Genomic DNA, 21,237 nt, shown 5'->3' on the forward strand with positions numbered 1-21,237 from the left:
TATTAATAATTATACACTATTATTAACAATTATTCAACCATATTTTTGAAGATAGCTATAGCTAAAGTGACTTAGGTTTACCGATAATTTGAAAAACAAAAATTCGTCATTCCGCTACTTGTTAGCGGAATCTATGCTGAGATACTGCGAATAAATCGCGGTATGACGTGTTGCTTGGGTCAGCTATAGGACCTGTACCAGCACCATGACCTTACCCAGAAAAAATGGAGAGAAAGAAAGGAGTTTTTTTGTGGTAATCCAATCAATCCAATTAACAGCTTGCTCATTATAGTCTTGCAACTTTGATTTAATATACAATCCAAATGTTATTTGAACACTCCCAAACTTATCACTTTATGCCACTGGTCTTCATCTAAAATTTCTACACCTAATTCCACTGCCTTTTTATATTTGGATCCTGGTTTTTCTCCTGCAATTAGGTAGTCAGTTTTAGCAGAAAGATGTGAGCTGACCTTTGCTCCTAGAGTTTTGGCTCTTACTTTTGCCTCTCCTCTACTCATAGCAAGTAGCTTACCAGTAAACACTATAATTTTATTATTTAAAACAGAGTCACTAGAGTTGGAGTTCACAGGAAGAATTTGAAGACAAGCAGTAAGATCATTTAACATTTTGATGTTATGTTCCTTAGAAAAAAATGATTCCAAAGATTCAGCCCCTTTTTTTCCTATGCCGTCTATACCGACTAGCTCAGTATTATCTGATGACAGTTCAATCATCGAATTATACCAATTATCATAAGAAACATAATAATCTGCAAGCAATTCTGCTGCAACTTGGCCAATAAATCTAATACCTAAAGAAAATATAAACCTATCTAGAGTTATTACCCTTCTGCTTTGTATAGAATTTAACAAATTAGCTATAGATTTCTCGCCCCAGCCAGAATGTCCTTCCAGATTAAATTCATCCAATTTTTCTTCTAAAGTAAAAATATCATGGATTTGTTTTATCAGATCAAGGTCGTAAAAAAACTCTATCTGCTTATCACCAAGGCCAACAATGTCAAATGCATCTTTCGATACAAAATGCTTTAGTTTTTCTATTATTTGAGCTTTACAGGCAAATTCCTCAGGACATCTTACTGCCGCCTCTCCCTCAACCTGACGTACTTTACTACCACATTCAGGGCATACTCCAGGAAACACAAATTCAGGTGTATTTGGAAGACGAGAATCTCTGCTTACTTCAACTATCTGGGGAATTACATCTCCTGCCCTTTTGATTGTTACAATATCTCCCTCTCTTATGTCTTTACGTTTTATCTCATCTTGGTTATGCAGACTTGCTCTACTAACTAGCACCCCACCAATATTGACTGGCACTAAATCTGCAACTGGAGTTAAAACCCCTGTTCTGCCCACCTGTATAAATATCTTATTTAACTTTGTTTTTGCATAAACCGCAGAAAACTTGTATGCAAGTGCTGAGCGCGGTGCTTTTTGAGTATTCCCTAGACGATTTTGTAGTACCAAATCATTTACTTTATAGACTATTCCATCAATATCATAATCCAAGTTATAGCGACAATTATAGACCTCGTTATAGAACTTCAGCATTCCATCCAAACTACTCGTTAAGGACTGATGCTCATTTACGCAAAAACCAAGTGCCTCAAGCTTATTTAGTATTTCACTTTGACTTTTCTCTGCTCCACCAATCAAAGAATAAGCAAAATATCTAAGTGGTCTACTTGCTGTAATGTTTGCATCCAATTGCTTTAGAGAACCAGCAGCTGCATTTCGAGGATTGGCAAATTCATCGTTTTCATTTAACTTTAAAAAGTCGCTGTTACTGATGTATATTTCACCTCTTACTTCTAGTCTTCCTTGCACGCCTTGCAAAAACTTAGGAAAGCCTTTTATTGTTGCAACATTGTGAGTGACATCCTCCCCTAAAAAACCGTCACCTCGAGTTGCAGCTTTAACAAATCTCCCATCCTCATAAATTGCAGAAAACGACAACCCATCAATTTTTGGCTCACATAATATCTCTATTTTGTCCTCAATTAAAAACCTCTTTATTTTAGACAAAAATTTCTCTACATCTTGTTCATCATAAGCATTCTCAAGAGAAAGCATAGGTTCTTGATGTTCCACCTTAGAAAACCTCTCATCAGGTGGAGCACCAACACTATCTTGTGTTGCATAAATTTCTGGAAATTGTGCCTCTATTTCAGCTAACTTTTTCTTCAGTTCATCATATTCAGCATCACTTATTTCTGGCTTATTTTTTTGGTGATACAAAACATTATGATAATTTATTTGATCTTGCAGTTTTTCTCTCATCTTTTCTAAGTTAGTCATGATATCAATATGATGCTACATTAGCCTTTGTCGTCAAGTTGTGAATTTTCTTGAATTTATCATATGGTCTTAATCCATCAAATATCAAAGGTGCCACAATGCTATAGCCATACTTATTCTTCTCTTGCTCAATTGTATTAGCAGATCTCACTTGCTTTAGCCGTATATTTATATAAAATTAAAATAAATTAGAGTAAATAAGTTATTATTTTACAATATTGCTATTTAAATGCTAACAAGATTCGCTCCAAGCCCAACTGGCTATCTCCACGTAGGAAACGTACGGACTGCTTTGGTTTGTTGGATGTACACACGTAATCAAAATGGAAAATTTCTACTCCGTTTTGATGATACTGACCTTCAGCGTTCAGATGTCAAATATATAAATAATATCATAGAAGACCTAAAATGGATTGGCATAGATTGGGATGCAAGTTTTAAGCAATCAGAGCGCTTTGAGCGTTACAATGAGGTGTTTTTGCAGTTAATAAAAGAAGGGCATGTTTATGCATGCTATGAAACAAGAGAAGAGTTAGACATTAAACGAAAATTGCAGTTAAAACAAGGACTTCCCCCGGTATATGACAGAAGCGCGTTACTTCTAACTGAGCAAGAGAAAATTCATTATGAGCAAGAAGGAAGAAGACCACATTTCAGGTTTAAATTGGATAGAAATGAAGTTGTTAAATGGAATGATGAAGTTAAAGGTGAAATAAATATTGCAACAAGTCACATCAGCGATCCTGTGGTAAAAAGAGAAGATGGAATTTATACATACATGCTACCTTCTGTTATTGATGACGTTGACTTTAATGTAACCCATGTTGTACGTGGGGAAGATCATGTAACTAATACCGCAGTTCAGATCCAAATGATTAAAGCATTAAAAGCGAAAATTCCTATATTTGCTCACCTTTCTCTACTACATTTTGATGATAGCAAGATATCGAAACGGAAAGGCGGGCTGGATATCAAGTCCATAAGAGAAGATGAGACTGAACCAATGGCGCTAGTTAGTTATTTAGTGAAGCTCGGAACATCCAATCCAATTGAAGCTTGCGCCTGTATGCAATCTTTGATTGACTCATTTGACATTAAAAAATTTAGCTCAGCATCTGTACAATTCAGCTTGAGTGAAGTATACAAGCTAAATAGCAAAGTGCTGCAACAAATGTCATTTGAAATTGTACAAGAACGTTTAAATCAAATTGGAGTGGGCTCCTCAGAGTTTTGGTATTTTATAAGGAACAATATAGAAAGGTTTTCTGAGGTGGCCAAGTGGTGGAAAATATGCAAATCTGATATAGAGCCTGTGATTCTTGATAAGGAGCTTATAAAAATTGCGTTCAATGCATTGCCTCAAGGCGATTGTAACGAAAACACATTATCAGAGTGGGTAAAAGCTATTCGACAGACAGTGGATATAAAGGCAAAAGACTTATTTATGCAGTTGCGTTCAGCTTTAACAGGAACAGAAACAGGACCAGAGCTCGCTAAATTATTAATTTTTATCGGCAAAGAAAATATCATTGCAAGGTTAAAAAAAAAGTGAAAATCAAAAAATTATATAGTAACCAGACTGCATTCTGTGAAAAACACGATCTTTCATTTGAGCTTTCTTCAATTTAAAGTAAATACAGAAACTAGCTATCTTCAAAAATATAGTTGAATAATTGTTAATAATAGTGTATAATTATTAATATTTTCCAAGCATTATGGCTCTTTCAAAATTTCTCGATCCTCGCAATGATTTGTGTTTCAAAAAAATCTTTGGAACGGAAAAAAATAAGAATATCCTTATTCACTTTTTGAACGATATTTTAGGATTTGCTGAGGCAAGTGCAATACAAGAAGTAGAATTCTTAAGTACTATCATGGATCCCAAAATTGCCTCTGATAAACAAAGTATTGTTGATGTTCTCTGCAAGGATTCTATTGGTAATAGGTTTGTGATTGAGATGCAACTGGCTCGTGATAAAGGTTTTGAGAAACGCGCTCAACTATATGCTGCTAAGGCTTACTCAAGACAATTAGATAAATCTGGCAACTACATTGATTTAAAGAAAGTCTTCTTTATTGCTATTTCCAATTGTAACTTACTTCCTGAAGAAGTTGGTTATATCTCTACTCATAATATACGTGATATAAAAACCAACGGCCATTACTTAAAAGATTTTCAATTTGTCTTTATTGAGTTACCTAAATTTACAAAAAGCAAAGTAGAACAGCTAGAAAGCATAGTAGATCGTTGGCTATTTTTCTTTAAATATGCTGAAGAAACGACAGATGAAGATCTAAAGAAAATTGCAGAAAAGGCACCAATAATAAAGCTAGCATATGATGAGTTAGATAAGTTTCGTTGGAACGAAAAAGATTTAGTAGCTTACGAAGAAAGAATAATGGATCTACGGAAAGAAGAAGCCATTCTTGAATACAGACTTGATCTTGCTGAAGAGAAAGGTATAGAAAAAGGTATAGAGAAAGGAAAAATTGAAGTCGCAAAAGCAATGCTGGCTAATAATGTTGATGTCAACACTATTGTCAAGTTTACAGGCCTTTCTATTAGTGAGATTGAAGAATTAAGTGGAAATCTGTGAACGGTTACATTACATAAAAGGTTTAAATATACTGGACATACTGATATACTTTCGTATTAAAAAACACCCAATAAGCAGAGTTGTGAGTGGAATAAACCACAAAATGTAAGTGCTAGGTGGGGTAGTTATAATTGAATTGCCGTAAGAATTTTTTAACTCTGAGATTATCTCTTCATCTGTGTATCCATCATTGATTTTTTTACGAATTGCTTTTCGCATATCATACGCAATCTGAGATCCAGATTCAGACAATGATTCGCCAGAACATATTGGACACCTTATTATTTCAAATAAACTGGTTGCTCGTTTTTCCATGCTTTTATCTCTGAGTTTATTATCCAGAGTAAAAGCGTTTACGCCTGAGTGAAATATCAATATGAAAAGTAAACTAACTACTGCTCTCATCCTTGGTTAATTGGGTTATTTTACTGAGTTGGTTCATAAAATCAGTGGTGGATAACTTTCCAATAAAGCTTGACCCTACATCATCATCGTACTTTATTGAAAATTGAACGCTGTCATCAGTTGTTTTTTCTGATAAGGAAGACATTAATTTTTCAAACGCATCTGAAGTTTTTGAGTCACCAATCATAAACGAGATTAATTCTTTATAATTTGATATAGCCACGTTGATTTTGTCTTTAAATGAAGACGTAACCAAATTATAATTTTGCATTCCACCATCTGCAGCAAGAGAAAAATTATTACTTTGAATTAAAAATTTCTCTATGTTGAAATTAACTCTGGAAGCTGAGATGTGGTTTACAAATTCGTAATCAAATTTAGTGTCGATACTAAGGTAACTTTCAGGACTTGCAGTATTTTTATACCGATAAGTATAAAAATCAAATCCTAGTTTAGTATTTCCACTTGGTTCTTTATCGAGGTGAAATTGAATGTAATTGCTTTTATCATTCACTTCAGTTATAACACTTTGCTGATTTTCTGAAACATCACATTTTAATCCATAATCTGCGTAACGAAGTGTATCTATATAGTCTATCACGGTACTATTTCTGTTGAATCGCAATGAAGATGGTAAATCATTTAGTCTAACAACAAAGTGGCTGCTATCGTTTGTGTGGCATTTTATATTCTTTTTCTCATCACCATGAACAACAATGTTGACTTCATTGCTTGGTATGTAGATATATACTGATTTATCAAACAATCTATTTTTTATCAATAAAGCATCAGATGAGATGGTTAATTGCTTATTGGAAAATTTTGGGTTTGTCACACGGAAAATTAGGTTAGAAGGAAGTCCACTGAAATCATGTGAAATATCAAACTTTTCGTCGTTAATGTATAGTATTGCTTCAGCTAAAAGATTTTTTACCTTACATGCAGAAAAATACCAAAAACCACCATACGCTACAGGAATAAACAAAAGTAAAGAGATGATAATATAGATAAAAATCTTACGCATAGCTAATTATTCCCCTGTTTATCCAATGATATATTTCTTGTACCCCTTGGTATGGTTACACACAAACCGTCGATATCTTTTGTGATTTTTATTTGGCACCCAAGTCTTGATGTCTCTGTTAAGCCGAAGGCTAGATCTAACATATCGTTTTCCTCATCAGATATGGGATTATGCGTTTCTACAGCATCATAAAATTCTGGATCAACAATCACGTGGCATGTAGAACAAGCAAGAGAGCCTTCACATGCACCTTCAAGCAGATCTGGATCACTTCTGTGGGCTAAATTAAGCAGAGTTTCTCCCTCTGCAGCTTCATAGCTTTTCTTACTCCCATCAGGTAAAACAAAAGTAACAGATGGCATATTATTCCTATTAAAATCCTTACTAATTTCTCTGTATTCTACAGGTAATAACTAATATTTGCAAACTCTTTGCAATTCCAGTGCCTATTTTTTGTCATCCAAGTACCCCTTTCTTGTCATTCAAGTAGCTGACTACTTGGATCCAGATTGGATACTGAAGTTGGTGAGTATAAAAGTATAGCTTCTACGTCATACCGCCACGAACCGTCATACCGTGATTTATTCACGGTATCTCATCCGCTAACACGCAGCAGGATGACGAGGTTATCGTCATGCCGCCGCGAACCGTCATACCGCCGCGGTATCTCTAGATCCCGCTAACAAGTAGCGGGATGACGAATTACTTAACCGTCATACCGTGATTTATTCACGGTATCTCACATAGATCCCGCTAACAAGCAGCGGGATGACGAGGTTATCGTCATGTCACCACGAACCGTCATACCGCCGCAGACCGTCATACCGCCGCGGTATCTTCAGATCCCGCTAACACGTAGCGGGATGACGGTTGTCGTTTAGCTATAAATATTTAAGAAATTTACCAAACGAAAAAAAGGCAAAAGAAGCCCCGAGTAGCGAGCTTTGACTCTATATTACTGTAAGTGGCGCTGTAATAATGTGCTGACGCTTAGTTTAAGCGCGATTTGGCTGAATGTAGAAAAAATTTAAAAGACATGCAGCCGCTATAATTTTATGTAATCCGCCAATAAATACCTGAGTTTTTTTACTGAATTTTGTTGTTGAGCCCGCGCGGATCAAAAACAAGTTTTGAGTCATAAATACCCTGAATACTACAATAAGGGGGCTGGCGGAGTTTGTCAAGGAAGTTTTTTCGTTTCTACTGAATGACAGTTGTGACCTATGCAAGAAGTCTGTTGTAGTTTGTACGATATCTTTATAAAATGGTTCGCATAAGTTATCTAGCAGTGCAACTAAACAAATACAAAAATCAAAACGTCGCGGTTTTTGGTCTTGGTAAAACTGGTTTATCCGCCATTAACGCTCTAATAAAGAGTGGTGCAAGAATATATGCATGGGATGATCATGAAGAGCAAATAGCAAATGCAAAAATGATGTATAAAAAATGTAATTTTATTCATCCCAAGGAATACAATTGGCATGAGATCAGTGCATTGGTTTTAAGCCCTGGAGTGCCAACAGAGACACATTGGATAGTAAAACTTGCAAGGAGATTTGATTGCAAAATAAAATCAGACATTGAGCTATTTCTTGAAGCTAAAACTACGAACCAGAAGGTAATAGGCATCACAGGAACAAATGGTAAATCAACCACTACATCACTAATAGGGCACATATTAAAATCTGCAGGGAAAAAAGTAGCTATTGGTGGAAATTTAGGCGTTCCTGTTTTGGATCTAGAAAGAGATGCAGAAATTTATGTAATTGAATTTTCCTCTTTTCAATTGGAGTTGATGAATGAAATTAACGTGGACATTTCAGCACTGCTCAATATTACACCAGATCACATAGATAGGCATGGAAGTATGGAGAACTACATAGCAACTAAATTAAAACTGATAAACGGTAGTGAGGTTGCCGTAATAGGATGTGACAATGAGATTACTGCTGACATATTCAACAAATTCACTGGAAACAAAATTCCAATCTCAGCTTCGATGTCATCCTCTTTGTCATTCCAGCCACTTCTTTTGTCATCCCAGTGCTTGACTACTCGGATCCAGAAGATCTCGTTAAAACTAGAGAGTCATAGCTTATCAGTAAGCGACGTGAAAATAAACCTAATATCCAACGCAGAAAACATAGCAGCCGCATATGCCGTATGTAAGCTACTTGGAGTAGATAGCAACACTATTATCAATGGAATCAAGTCCTTTTCAGGACTGAGGCATAGGAATGAACTGCTTGGCAAAATAAGAAATGTGTTTTTCGTGAACGATAGCAAAGCAACTAATGCAAAGTCGAGCGAAAAGGCGATCTTATCTTATGAAAACATAAATTGGATCGTTGGTGGAAGAAGCAAAAAAGGTGGAATAGAATCATTAAGCAAGCATTTCACGAGGATTAGAAAAGCTTTTCTTATTGGAGAATCAACCGAAGCCTTTGCAAACACTATGGAGAATAAAGTAGATTATGTTAGATGTTGCAATCTAGAAGATGCATTCAGATTGGCTTTTGAAGAGGCCTTAAATAGCGCAGAAGAAGTAACTATATTACTTTCTCCCGCGTGTGCTTCTTTTGATCAATGGAAAAATTTCGAGGAACGTGGTGAAGCATTTTGTAGAATGTTTGAAAATCTCAGGTACAATCACACATGCTGTTTAGTATAATGTTGCGTGGAACAAGATGAAATAAAGTTAATAATAGATAAGCTAATTAGGGTTATTCCATTTGAAGGGATAAGCGATGAAACCCTATTAAAAATTTGCACAGACCTTAATCTAGCTAATAGCTTTTGCAAATTTCAGAATGGAATATATAGCGCTTTGGAGCACATAGCAGAGGACTTAAATAGCTCAATGGAAGCTGAACTAAGAAATTCCAATTTAGAAGATATGAAAGTGCGAGAGCGGGTAAAATTAGCTATTCAAATACGCCTTTCAAACTACGCTAAGCTACCGAATTATAGAGAACTTTTAAAAAATGTTTTATCATTCTCCGTATCACCAAAAAATACATATTTTTCTAGTAAACTTTTATACAGAACTATTAGCGCGATTTGGTATGGCATTCATGACCAATCAACAGATTTTAACTACTATACAAAAAGAGCAATATTAGCTGGAGTGTACTTAAGTACGATACTTTTTTTTATCAATGATTATTCAGAAGATTTTGCGGATACTTTATCGTTTCTTGATAACCGTATCAACAATGTCATGACATTTCAAAAATTCAAAACTCGCTTAAAAGGAATCATAGGAAATTTCTTATAAGCTTTTCATCATACTGGTTATTCATATTTATATTCTCTTGTTTTTTTTGATCTTTATGTTAAAATAACTAAATATTCATTAACGATAAAATGAAAGTTATTTATCATACCAATAGTGATATCAAGCCAGAAAAAAATACAAAACACGTGATAAACTTTTTTGGAGTACTTGGGTGTATTAAGGTTAATGCTCGTGGTAAAAATCCACTTAAGGGACAAGAAAGTAAGTTAGTTAAGCATTATTTTGACTATCCCTATTTCTCTAGAATTGTTAATCCAAGATTCTTTCAAGAAGAATTAAATGCTGAAGAAAAAAAATTCAATAGGAGAATAATCTCACTATGGTTATGTTCTGCTATATTGTCCACTGCTTCTATTGTGTCGTTATACTTGGCATACCAGAATCAAAAATCAAAAAAGGTACTTACAGGGTTAGCTTTTGCATCAGTAGTGCTATCAATTTTGGCTACCATATGTTTTATCGTACTTTGCCTATGGATGCTTTTTGACTTTATTAAGAAGAGATTTGTAGTACACAGAATTAAAAGCTTTTTAGAAAATGAAGTCAGCCCTGAGTGGATAAAGCGTTATAAAAAAGAACTTATAGATAAAGATTCGAAAAGAGATGCAGAAGCTTGTGATCAAGAGTTGGAAAAAGATATAGAGGATATTATAGAGTTCCTCTTGGAAAGAAAGAAAATTGTAGCGCTATATGAATTTCTAACAAACGGTGAAAAGTTAGTTCAAGCTGGAATGGCAATGGTAAACATGTTACTTGTAAAAGGTGTGCATCCAAACAATATAATTTTGGATACTAACTCTCTTGGAGGAATTGCAGCAGAAGTTTTAAAAAGATTTGAAAAACAAGGTATCTATTTAACATTAATTCATAGTAATTCTTATAGCTCACTTAAGGATGCAACTAATAACTTTCCTCATGGGATAGGGAATTTTTTCATGAGACGGCTTCCTGCAAAATTCTTGAATTTTTGGTTTAATCGTTGCGGATTGGAATTTAATTCACGAGAGATTATAGAGAATACAAAATGCCCTGTATTAATTGCTGGCAGGAAAGGCGATACTGTAATTCCACAGGAAGCACAACTCGTTGGTAAACTTCCAGATTCATCCACATCTGACACATCTGAATGGTTTAGATGGAATATAGTACTTGAACACGATCCTCAAAACACGGAGTGTAAGAGCAAAAATATTCATGCTGATCATAAAGAACATTTAGTTTATCGTGAGGATAATGATGATATAACAAAATACACCAGTTACGAAGAAAAAGAAAATAAATTTATTGAAAAAGCACATAAGTATTTGTTGAAAGGTAAATTTAATAGAAATTTTAAGCTAAAAGACTACTGTAAAAGTAGTATCTTTGGAAGCTTGACGGAAATAGAACTGAAACCCATCAATGAAAAGCATATACAAGTTTAAGTTAATAGAGAAAGAAAAATTATTCTTGCTATACCGTAGGTACGTTCCAAGATTATACTGAAGTTTTTATTGCACTCAAAACCTTCGTTTTTCCTAATCTCTAGAATTATCAATGCATCATCACTTAACCAGCCTGAGTGAGCTAGTCCATTCAACGTTGATTCAACTAGATTGCTATTGTAAGGTGGGTCTATAAAAACTACATCGCACTTTGAAATAGGTTGTGGCAATTTGTTAGCACTGCAACAAATTAGCGTGACATTGTTCGTAATTCCAAAATCTTCTGCTGTTTTTTTAGGCAGTTGCAAATTGTAATAATCTGAATCCACCATGAATGCATGTTTAGCGCCGCGAGAAAGTGCTTCAAATGAAAAAGAGCCACTTCCGCAGAATAAATCAAGTACATTCAAGTTATAAATAGGTTTTCTTGAGGAAAGTATACTAAATATTGCTTCTCGGACAACACTCATAGTTGGTCGTGCAGCTAAATGCTTACCTGTAGTTATTTTTCTTCCGCGATATTTGCCTGCAATGATGCGTAGCATACTAAATAAGCTCCAAAATAACTAATTATTTAATACTATATGATTAATGTCAATATGGCTTTAGCAGTTTAATAGAGAGAAGCTATCGAGTCGCTTGTAAGAAAAACACAAACACAAAACTCATCCGTTATTTTTTTCTGATTTGCCTACTGCATTAATTGCTTGACCAATCTCATCTTGTAAACCACCATAATCATTTCTTTCATCATGATTTATCCCTTCAATTCTGCTTTCTAACTCCAGCTTAATTATAGTATTAATTTTATCTATGTTATCGAGAAAGCTTTTACATTCTTCATCACTATACTCTTCGCCAGATGCTTTTTTTTCAACAAATAGGTTTTTAAATCCTACTAAATTGGAATTCTGATCGGTATTCAGTACAACATTTCTCTCTACGAAGCTAAGATCTGATAGTAATAAACTAACCTCTAATAGATCTTCACTTTTAATGTTTGCAAGATTATCAAGATTGTCTAAAATATTAAACACCTTAAGCCTTTCTTGTGCAATCTCTTTGTCTTCCTTATCAAATTCAGACAATAAACTATGATTATCTACAAATTTCTCACTCAAAGCTTTATTTAATTTAGTGAGTTCGATATTGTTGTCTAGTGTGTTGTCTAATAGTAGATCTACTCTTGCCCTACGCGCATTTAAAATGTCATCGTAGTCATTTAACTTTATATTACCATCACCGTCTTGCTGCAGACCATAATAATTTAATCCTTTAAAGTTATGATTCTTCGTCATTATCACCCCTGTTATCAGCCCTTTCATTATTCTCACGTTCTGTATCTTCTCCAAAAAGTAATGAGGTGTCGTAATTTTCGCCTTCTTGATCTCTTTCTTTTTTTCTTCTAGCTCTTTCAGCACGTTTTTCTATATCTTCCGGAGTATTAGTGTATTTTTCTGTGCCTAACTCTCGTGCTAATTCATTTGATTGATCAGACTTATTTTCCTTTAGTGGTTGATCAAGCTTGTCTTTTTCTGGTTCTCTCTTACGTCCGATAGTGTAATCATGAAGTTTTTCTAAGAAATCTCGCCTATGCGATTTTGCTCTACAGAGCAGATTACCTTGGTAACCATCTTTTTCTCCTGTACGGTGGCTAACTCCTATAGAATCAAGGCCATGCTCCCAAGTAAACTTCATAGCATCTTCTATTGTATAGCCCAAATGTGACCCTACATATCCTTTATAATAATCTAAATATTTACCAATCCTTCTATGTGTAATATCTTCTTTATCAACTCCAAATGCCCTGTAAATTTTTTCCTCAAGCTTATCAATGTCATTTTCAGGCGATGTCACAAATTTTGTTGCTTCAATAGTAGCATTTACAAGTTTACGTGGCGCATCAATAGCATGTTTCAGTACACCTCCAACTCTTGGTATCCTACCCAGTAGATTAGCTGTACCTCCGGCTAATCTGTCTGGTAAATGAGTAGCCCAACTGCCTAAAGACTCTAGTTTTCCACCAGCAAAATCTTGCCACTTCTGCTTTAATCCTTCTGCTACACCAGCTAAAGGTGACGCATGATACATGCTAGATATGCTGTAAACGCTGTATCCACCACCGGCAATACTTGAGCCCATTTGTTGCACAAACTCACGTAAGGAGAACATTAAGAATGAGAGCAAGAATAATACAAAGATTTCCCCCGCATTGATTAAATAGCCCCTCTGTATGTCTTGCACCCTTTGGTAATCGCTATTTTCTTGATAATTTTTGCAATCCTCACAATCTTTACATTTCTGACAGTATTCACTGTTGGGATCCCTATATAATTTGTGCAAATCCTGTAATTGGCAATGTGGCTCTCGTCTAATAACATCCTGCACCAAAGACTTTATCTCTCTTTTAAGATCTGGTCTTATGGTACCTTTTCTGTAGTCATCCACTATTTTCCTATAATTTTTACATTTTTCTTCATCTTGCTGAGGTTGACAGTAAAGCTCTGTTATTTTACTATTCATACCACCTATCTTTTTGTCTATATTGTTGATCAGTAATATAATGTTAGCCCTCTCTGATGCATGAGATAAACTATTTGTTAAGCGTACTAGATCCTTTGCACTACAGTTATTATCCACTACTATATCACTTTCCGCAATATAGTGGTCTGCTGGATTCCTTTTAGTACCAGGAATTGGATTAAAGAAAGGATAATCTATATAACGAAAACCTTTTTCAATGTAATCCGGTGGAAGCAGGATATATCCAGCGCCTCCAGTAAATTTTATTGTACCACCTTCTCTGCTTATCTTTTCTATACCTTCTATGTTCTTATCTACGTTCAGCGGAGAAGCTTCTCCAAGAGTGTAAGGTACGAAAATTTGCCCTGGGGTCCAACCAAAGTACTGCTTATCAACGATACAAAAACCGCCAAACAACCATTTTGGAGCACATAACCTTACCTCAAACCATTTATTGTAGCATACAGTAAAACCTAACTGCCTATAAAAGGTATTCATTATAATGGAAGCCAGTAATGACAAGAGAGCAAATATCATAATCGACTGTAAACAAAAGCTGATGCAGAATTTTATCCAACCTTCAAACAGACTTTTCAGCGGTGAAAATAAAATAGAGATCAGGAACAATGGCATGATAGCTATAAGAAAAGCTATACCCATAAAACCAGAGAGAAATATTATGTAAGCATATAAGAACAGCAAGAAATATAAAACTATCCCTATGAAAATTGCTGGTATCATAAGTAAGCTTGCCCACATTTGGTAATGTAAAAACGCTGCAAACTTTTTCCAAACAGAATAAGCAAAAAACTTATTGAACATGTCCTCCATGAACTTAAACAACTTAGCTTCATCTCCTTGAGCAATACTTCCGGTGTTCATGTTGGGAGCAAAATTAGTAATTATACTTATCAGTTGTTCAAGACCTTTAACGAATAGAACGAGAAAATGATCATAGAAAAATCTAAAACTTCCAGGAGATATAAGCACTATTACTAGAGTAATTTTTATCATTCTGATGAGCATATCATGCTTAGTTTCTCGTATCATGCCAAAAAGATAAAGAAGCGATGAAATCATTACAAATAGAACAAGCAAGGAAAGAACAAAATTGTGAAAACTTGAACCTTTTTTAACTATATTCTCAAACATAGTTTGCGCAGCCGCACACTCACTACCTTTACAATCTTTATTAGGTGAGATCAATAAAGTGTCTTTTAGATAATGATAAACTTCATTGAAAAATCCAAAGGTACCTGGTTTTTGTACTCCATACAAAAACTCAAAAGAGTAGCCACCTACATTATCTAAGTAATATCTATCTAATATTTTTACATATATTTTCCATCCCTTTTCTAACTTCAACTCATTACAATTTCTGTCCTTTAATTCAGTGCTATCTCTGTCTAAAGTAAAAAGTCCATTGGCGCCCTCTGCTGTGGAGTTATAACCTAGATGTACAGTAGGATATTGAGGATCGCGCATTAACTTTAGATTTTCGTTAGGATCATCTTTCCCCGTTTGAAACAAAAGATAAGCACCATGACCATTGGTAAACCAGCATGGAGCACCACGTGATACTGTATTTGCGCTATCATCTTCATTAATGCACTTGCAATTTACAGTGCAACTTGCATTAGGCTTACTTGAAAATTTTTGTATGCTAGGTTTATAATCATTACAAACTAAGTGAAAGTCAGGTAGACTATTATCACCTGACTTGCCTTCAAATTTAGTTGCATATTTTAACTGCTCCAAGCTTTGTAAGGTATAACTGCCTTTTTTAGATTCCTTCTTGTTATTATTGCTCCAAGATGTCCATGCACCATTAACTCGCACTCTTAAACTATCTCCATTGGTTTCGAGTCCGGTATCCTCCCACTTCACCACTTGGTTATGGTGAAAACCATAATTAATTTCGCCAGTTTCAGGATCAATAACTTCTCCATCTTCTGGAATAAACGCATCGTGATCGTTTGTAAAATGAGCGCTTACTGCAATAGGTTCAGGACCAAAATAATCGGCAGATATGCACCTTGGGAAAGGCATATCGTTCTTACTACAACCTGTGATCAGCACATAAGCTGCAAGAAGTAATACCCTAAACCAACATTTGCCTAAGCGTGATTGCATATCTAAACTTTTTCCAAATATAGAAATAAATTTCTAAAACTTTACTTAAAATATCTTTTTAATTAGTTACTCCATAACATCATTCATATCTTACTTCTCTCCATTTCCTTCCTTGTTTTTAGCTTTATCACTAGGATCACTTCTTATTGTTTCATCAGGATTTTTTTGCTGACCTGATTGTTTTGGTGCTTCAGGTTTATAGCTCCCCCTCTCCTTTTTATCAGGACCTTCTTGCTTACCTGATTGTTCTGGTATTTCAGATTTAGGGCTCATGGAATTATCCTTCACGTCAACTTCCGTCCGATCTTTACCCACTTGTTGCCTAATGTTCTGTATCATACCTTGGGTGTTATTATCAAGGCCAACAGTTGACAGTATAGCTTGTGATGCGCTTGTGGCAACTTGACGAACACTGCCAGCAACTCCCCAACCAGAGCTGAATAGTGCTTGTACCATAGTTTCTGATATAGTAACAAAAGCTTCCATTGCATTAGCAATAATTAAGTACATAAATGCTTGGATCAGATCTATGGGCAATGCTGCAAAGTGCCCACCAGCCCTTTCTCCGGTACTGAGTGCAACATCAACATTAGTGCCAGGACTGTATCCAAGAGGCAGTATTGATTTCATCAAGCACAGATCATACGATAAGAAATTTACGCTAATTAAACATTGATAGCATGCAGAAAAATTTGTGAGATTGTATAGAACTGAATACATCAACTGATTTAAAAGAGATAAAGATGAAAATAAAATAACTGGTTGTACTGCAACGTGAGCCAGCGTTTTTATCCAGTTATCAAACAAGGGTTTAGTCTGTTGAAATAAAATAAACACGATAAACAAAGGTGTTAATGACAGTAAAAACGCTACTAGAACAGTAGATATTACATATTTAAACGTAGCGCTAATAATGCATTTTAAAAACGCAAAAGTAGCGTAGAGTATTGCCAAAAATGCAATAAAGCCAAAAGGACCAGAGAGCATCAACGATAAAAACTTTAACCAAGTTTCTGCTGTGAATAATATTCCTGCTGTCAAGTCTAAGAATGCAAATTTTCTCCCCCCTTCCCCTATATAGCCAGAAAAGCTATCAACTAAATAAGTGCTACCATCTATAAAAAGTCTGGATAAAGTTGTACCAAAAAGTTCCCAGCTTCTATCGCTAAAGGCAAAAGCTATAAATGCTATCTTGAACATTCTTACAATGAAATCAAATTTACTTAGCTGTATTGTTCCAAGCATATAGCCAACGACAGTAAATATAACGTATAGAGTAAGCAAAGCTCTTACTCCTTGAAGAAGACCTCTTGCATATCCTTTGTATGAATCTTTAACGCTGTCACCAATTACTTCTTTTTTCATAAAACCAAATATCTTGTTTATATTTGATGAAATAAAATCATTAATTTTTCTTTTGACAAATAAAGTTACACTATACTTATTGTTTTCGTAATATTTGCCATTTTTGTCCGTAATGTCATCTCTCTCTACGTTGCTTATATCAATACCAAAATATATCTTCTTAGATTCTTCGTTCTGAAAGTGTTTTCCGCTTATTACATCTAATATAGTGTACTCATCTTTTCCGTCTACTCTTTCTCTCACTCCTACCACTTTGAAATCATTAGTTCCCACACCATGCAAATCTTTAGGTGGCTCATCACCCAAATACACATACAGTTTTTCGCCATTAATATATTCACATGATCTAGTCACTTTAACATGGTACCCACCCCTATTAGCTCCATAATGATCATAATCTGCAATGGCAAGCATCACACTGCTACCAGGTGTTACACTTCCTATTGGATAGTCATGATTTAATTTCAGAGAAAAATCTCCAAATTCATCTTTAATTTGTGAACACACATTATCCCCTTTTGCACCCCTTTCCTTTGGAAGACATTGAATACCTTTAGCAGTATCTTGATCACCAAGATCACCAATTTTTGCAACAAGAGCCTCAGCCCATGAGATATCTTCTTCAGTGTTTGATGTAAAATCAACGTTAATCTGCATGGGACCCCCTTTATTTTCTTCTATCCTCTTAAGCTTATCTTCAACTCCTTTAAGGTGAGAATACATGTCACATTTATTTCCTTTATCATATTTGCTATACCTTATAGAAGAGACACAGTTCCGTTCTTTGTCTTTATATGTATAATTCCATATACCCTTCTCGGTATAGCACACGTTCTGATAGTAACAATTAAGCTCATAAGAGCTGTACTTTTTCACCTCGTTAGAATCGCAGTTTTTTCCATCACATAATTCGTTCAATCCTATTTTAGCGCGGCGTAAATCGAGTAGCGAGCCATATATCCATGGTTCGTTGTCTTGAATATAACCTTTATTAAAATGTACCTTATTATCATATGGGGTGTAACCATTGCCAACTAGCACTTTGCTTTCCTTTGCTTTTGTTTTATCAAGAGGTAAAAATTGTATTTCATTTTTTGTACCATCTTTACCATCACAAAAAAACTCTCCCCCCTGATGTACTTCACTCACTGTAGCTTTCTTATATACAGTTTCCTTACGGTCATTTTCTACAGCTTTATAACAATTATCATCAAAATTGATGCCTTTCCCTTCTGGATTGTCATAATCAATTGTTATTTTTCTGGGAACTAAGCTAAAGCTTAACCTGTCACCAGGACTTACTTTTATTCCAGTGTCTACATAACGTCTATTGCTGCCAAATTCTTTACCGCCGCACAATTCGTTTTCATTTACGCCATAATTATTAGGCACATCGTTAATATTTGCAGCTTTACTATAATTTGGTTCTGAGCCATCAGCACAAAAGCTAGCTGGCACAAGTACTTTCCTTGGATTTTTGTCTTCTTTAAAAGGGCAAAAATTTACTGATCCATCGAGGGTGAATTTGATTTTCTCACCCTTGCTAATTATCTGACCAGAATCAACCCAATGAATTTTAACTCCTTCATCTGCTTTATGAACTGGAACATCCACATTAACGCTGGTGTTTCTGCTCTGCAACCCAGGCTCAACACACTCCATAGTACAACCAGTGATTGCAAGACACAGTATCAATAATAGTGATCTTTTACTTATCATTGCTGTCTTCCTGGTTGTGGTATCTGAGGCGTTGACCTTTGAGTCCCTTGTGGTATTTGAGGTCTTGACGCACCTGACTGTTGAAAAGTACCTCCTCCTCTTCTTTGAACGCTTTGTTCATCTAACCCTACTGTTCCCATTAAGCTTTGTTGATATTCTTTTCCAGGTTCGTTTTGCACATAAGCACCAAACAACGAGTCAGATATTGCCGAAGAAGCTTTAACTAAAGCTTTCATAGCGTGTCCCAAAATAACAAAAGCCATCATAGCGGTAATATTAGGTGTATATTTGGAAGCATAACCATAGAAGATACAAGGGTTAAAAATCTTTAGGTTAATACTAAGTATACACGTAGAGCAGACTTCAAAATCAAATACTGAATATATGATATAATCCATAACCTGACTTATCAGTGATATAAAAATTAAAAGCACTACTGGATGAATCGCAAATCTTGCTAAATTTTTAACCCAGTTGTGAAACATCTGCCTAGTATACGCAAATAAAAGACAAATAATAAAAATAGGTGCTAAAGAAAGCAATAACGCAACTATTGCTATAGATGTAATAAAAGAAAATAAGGCATTAAAAATAGATAAGCTCACTGTGATTAAACCCCAAATCACCAAGCAAAAAGATACAATGCCCAAAGGGCCAGAAAATATAAGAGATACTATTAACAATACTGAATGCGATGACAGAAATCTATTTAACGGCAAATCAAGAAACTCAAAAACATTTGAAGTAGTGCCTCTGAAATTTGCTATTTCTATTAACTGTTTTGGGGTGTTAATAAAAATAGAAAATGCATTGTTATAAAAAAAATTCCAACTGTTGTCCTGCAGCAGCTGGGTAATAACTCCTATCTTTACGCATATAATTAGAAACTCATATATAGAAATATGAGTTAATCCAAAAAAGTAGTAAAGGGTATATAAGATTATGTATAATACTAACAGCGATATTATCGTAGATCTAATGATATTTGTTTTGCTTGATTTTAGAAAACTTTCGTAAAGATGCTTTACAGGACTAGTATCAGAGTGAATCGCGTTGGAGTCTTTATAGCTGGAACCAAAAAATGCAGTTTTTACTTTTTCGTCAAAAAAATTATAGATTGCACTAAAAGTTCTTGTAGGTGGCTCTTTAGTTGTTAGGTTAATGCTAAACTGACCTTCATTTTTGTAATCGCAGCCATGGTCTCTTATTCCGTAATATATGGTGCCTGTTTTGTCTTTTAACTTTTCTTTTAAGCTTTCCATGTATTGAACGTCATGAACTTGGCTAATATCCACAGATATATCCGCTTGGTCTTCACCAGGCTTATGGTCAGGGAATTTATCAGAAACACGTATATATAAGTTATTTTTTAGGCTATGGTTCTTTGTTACTCTTATGTTGAAACCACCTTTGTCATTTCTATCGTAGCAGTGCTCGTCATTTCTACTACATAAACTAAAAGTTAAACTTGGTGTTCGATGGTATTTTTCTATCTTATAATCACAGTTAGTACATATGCCACCTGTTGGAATGTATTCAAAATCTTCACCATCCATGTGAATTTTCAAAAGTGTAATGCCAGTTTTTATCTGTTTTTCTTTTAGTATTTTACTAATAGCTTCAACATCAGACCGGGATATCTCACCTTCTACACTATTGTATTCAATATATGCGCAACCTTTGTTTCCGCTGCCGGAAGGAAATTTACATATACGTCCGCAGAGTAAATTCAAAATGCGCGTATCTATTTCGCTTGCGCTGCTATCTGAAAGGCTCCTACAGTCTATATTTTCTCCTTGTTTTATAGAATTGATGATATTTTTAATCTTTTTTTCATCTTGATCTAACTTCGAAAACCAGTACTCTTTTCCATTCAACCATTGCGCATCGCCTATTATATATTTATTAGGACATATTCCATCTTGAATACTACCTTGACATTCTTCTTGATTTAAAACATGTGCAAAATGTTCCGTTTCTTGCTCGCTACACTTTTCATCGATTTTCACATACCTGATTTTTGTCTCACTCTCTTTATCTTTACACACTTTACTTCCAATAACACTAAAGCTTATCGTATCGTCTTTTTTAAGTGCAAATGGTAATGTAACGTCATTTCTCCCAGGCCTAATTGCAAAATCTGCATACTGCTTAGGACAAAAATTAACCTTACTAGGCACTATATTAATCTCTGTTACGCTTCTTATCCCATCTGAGATGTAAACACCAGAATCAACCCACTTCTGCTCTGTTGACACTATATCTAGTTTTTCACGCAAACCTGATAAATTTTCTGGCTTAATACAGTGATCCTCCCCGCATCCAGACAATAAAAAAAGTACCACAAAACTTATGCATAGCTTACCCAAGTTTTGGTTACTTAAACGTTTAAGCATCTGTTACTTACCTTAACTAGCATTACCGC

The 21,237-nt window shown here is 35.0% G+C and carries 15 protein-coding genes; 5 read left to right on the forward strand and 10 right to left on the reverse strand.

Annotated features, from left to right (window positions below):
* Positions 1 to 326: 326 nt before the first annotated feature.
* Positions 327 to 2,324 carry an NAD-dependent DNA ligase LigA gene (gene ligA / locus OOK87_RS02090; protein ID WP_264687923.1) on the reverse strand — a complete coding sequence of 666 codons (1,998 nt, stop codon included), beginning with the start codon at positions 2,322 to 2,324 and terminating at the stop codon, positions 327 to 329.
* A gap of 4 nt (positions 2,325 to 2,328) precedes the next feature.
* On the reverse strand, positions 2,329 to 2,475 hold the full coding sequence (locus tag OOK87_RS02095) for a hypothetical protein (protein ID WP_264687924.1): 147 nt from the start codon (positions 2,473 to 2,475) through the stop codon (positions 2,329 to 2,331).
* Between the two features lie 78 nt (positions 2,476 to 2,553).
* Here OOK87_RS02095 and gltX point away from each other — a divergent pair, with 78 nt between their 5' ends.
* Positions 2,554 to 3,876, forward strand: coding sequence for a glutamate--tRNA ligase (gene gltX / locus OOK87_RS02100; protein ID WP_264687925.1), 1,323 nt, complete (start codon positions 2,554 to 2,556; stop codon positions 3,874 to 3,876).
* 163 nt (positions 3,877 to 4,039) lie between these two features.
* Entirely contained in the window at positions 4,040 to 4,921 is an 882-nt protein-coding gene (locus OOK87_RS02105) for an Rpn family recombination-promoting nuclease/putative transposase (RefSeq protein ID WP_264687926.1), read from the forward strand.
* A 9-nt stretch (positions 4,922 to 4,930) separates the two neighbouring features.
* Here the strand turns inward: OOK87_RS02105 and OOK87_RS02110 are convergent, their stop codons facing one another.
* The 3 genes from OOK87_RS02110 to OOK87_RS02120 are packed head-to-tail and all read right to left on the reverse strand — an operon-like array spanning position 4,931 to position 6,712.
* Positions 4,931 to 5,326, reverse strand: coding sequence for a cytochrome c-type biogenesis protein (locus OOK87_RS02110; protein WP_064125549.1), 396 nt, complete (start codon positions 5,324 to 5,326; stop codon positions 4,931 to 4,933).
* Entirely contained in the window at positions 5,310 to 6,350 is a 1,041-nt protein-coding gene (locus tag OOK87_RS02115) for a hypothetical protein (RefSeq protein ID WP_264687927.1), read from the reverse strand. Before OOK87_RS02115 ends, OOK87_RS02110 begins: the two co-directional genes overlap by 17 nt.
* 2 nt (positions 6,351 to 6,352) lie before the next feature.
* Complete coding sequence (locus OOK87_RS02120; RefSeq protein ID WP_064125547.1) at positions 6,353 to 6,712, reverse strand: ferredoxin family 2Fe-2S iron-sulfur cluster binding protein; 360 nt, start codon at positions 6,710 to 6,712, stop codon at positions 6,353 to 6,355.
* A 902-nt stretch (positions 6,713 to 7,614) separates the two neighbouring features.
* On the opposite strand from OOK87_RS02120, the gene murD reads away from it, so the two are divergent.
* From murD to OOK87_RS02135, 3 genes are all read left to right on the forward strand, one after another.
* Entirely contained in the window at positions 7,615 to 9,021 is a 1,407-nt protein-coding gene (gene murD, locus OOK87_RS02125) for a UDP-N-acetylmuramoyl-L-alanine--D-glutamate ligase (RefSeq protein WP_264687928.1), read from the forward strand.
* A 6-nt stretch (positions 9,022 to 9,027) separates the two neighbouring features.
* A complete protein-coding gene (locus tag OOK87_RS02130; RefSeq protein ID WP_264329272.1) occupies positions 9,028 to 9,627 on the forward strand; it encodes a COQ9 family protein in 600 nt (199 codons plus the stop codon).
* Positions 9,628 to 9,716: 89 nt separating this feature from the next.
* Positions 9,717 to 11,072, forward strand: coding sequence for a hypothetical protein (locus OOK87_RS02135; protein ID WP_264687929.1), 1,356 nt, complete (start codon positions 9,717 to 9,719; stop codon positions 11,070 to 11,072).
* On the opposite strand, the gene rsmD is transcribed toward OOK87_RS02135, so the two are convergent.
* The 5 genes from rsmD to OOK87_RS02160 all read right to left on the reverse strand — a co-directional run bounded on the left by rsmD (position 11,069) and on the right by OOK87_RS02160 (position 21,208).
* Positions 11,069 to 11,617: a 16S rRNA (guanine(966)-N(2))-methyltransferase RsmD gene (rsmD, locus tag OOK87_RS02140; RefSeq protein ID WP_253309159.1), complete on the reverse strand. Its 549-nt coding sequence runs from the start codon at positions 11,615 to 11,617 to the stop codon at positions 11,069 to 11,071. The two genes, OOK87_RS02135 and rsmD, sit on opposite strands and share 4 nt — an antisense overlap.
* A 120-nt stretch (positions 11,618 to 11,737) precedes the next feature.
* Positions 11,738 to 12,370, reverse strand: coding sequence for a WD_0853 family protein (locus tag OOK87_RS02145; protein WP_264687930.1), 633 nt, complete (start codon positions 12,368 to 12,370; stop codon positions 11,738 to 11,740).
* Positions 12,354 to 15,728, reverse strand: coding sequence for a TrbL/VirB6 family protein (locus OOK87_RS02150; RefSeq protein WP_264687931.1), 3,375 nt, complete (start codon positions 15,726 to 15,728; stop codon positions 12,354 to 12,356). The genes OOK87_RS02145 and OOK87_RS02150 overlap by 17 nt, the downstream gene beginning before the upstream one ends.
* A gap of 90 nt (positions 15,729 to 15,818) precedes the next feature.
* Entirely contained in the window at positions 15,819 to 18,812 is a 2,994-nt protein-coding gene (locus tag OOK87_RS02155) for a TrbL/VirB6 family protein (protein WP_264687932.1), read from the reverse strand.
* Positions 18,809 to 21,208, reverse strand: a complete 2,400-nt coding sequence (locus tag OOK87_RS02160; protein WP_253309163.1) for a TrbL/VirB6 family protein — start codon at positions 21,206 to 21,208, stop codon at positions 18,809 to 18,811. Before OOK87_RS02160 ends, OOK87_RS02155 begins: the two co-directional genes overlap by 4 nt.
* Positions 21,209 to 21,237 lie beyond the last annotated feature (29 nt).

Origin of the sequence: Wolbachia endosymbiont (group A) of Sympetrum striolatum (assembly GCF_947250715.1) — a bacterium.
Classification (GTDB): Bacteria; Pseudomonadota; Alphaproteobacteria; order Rickettsiales; family Anaplasmataceae; genus Wolbachia.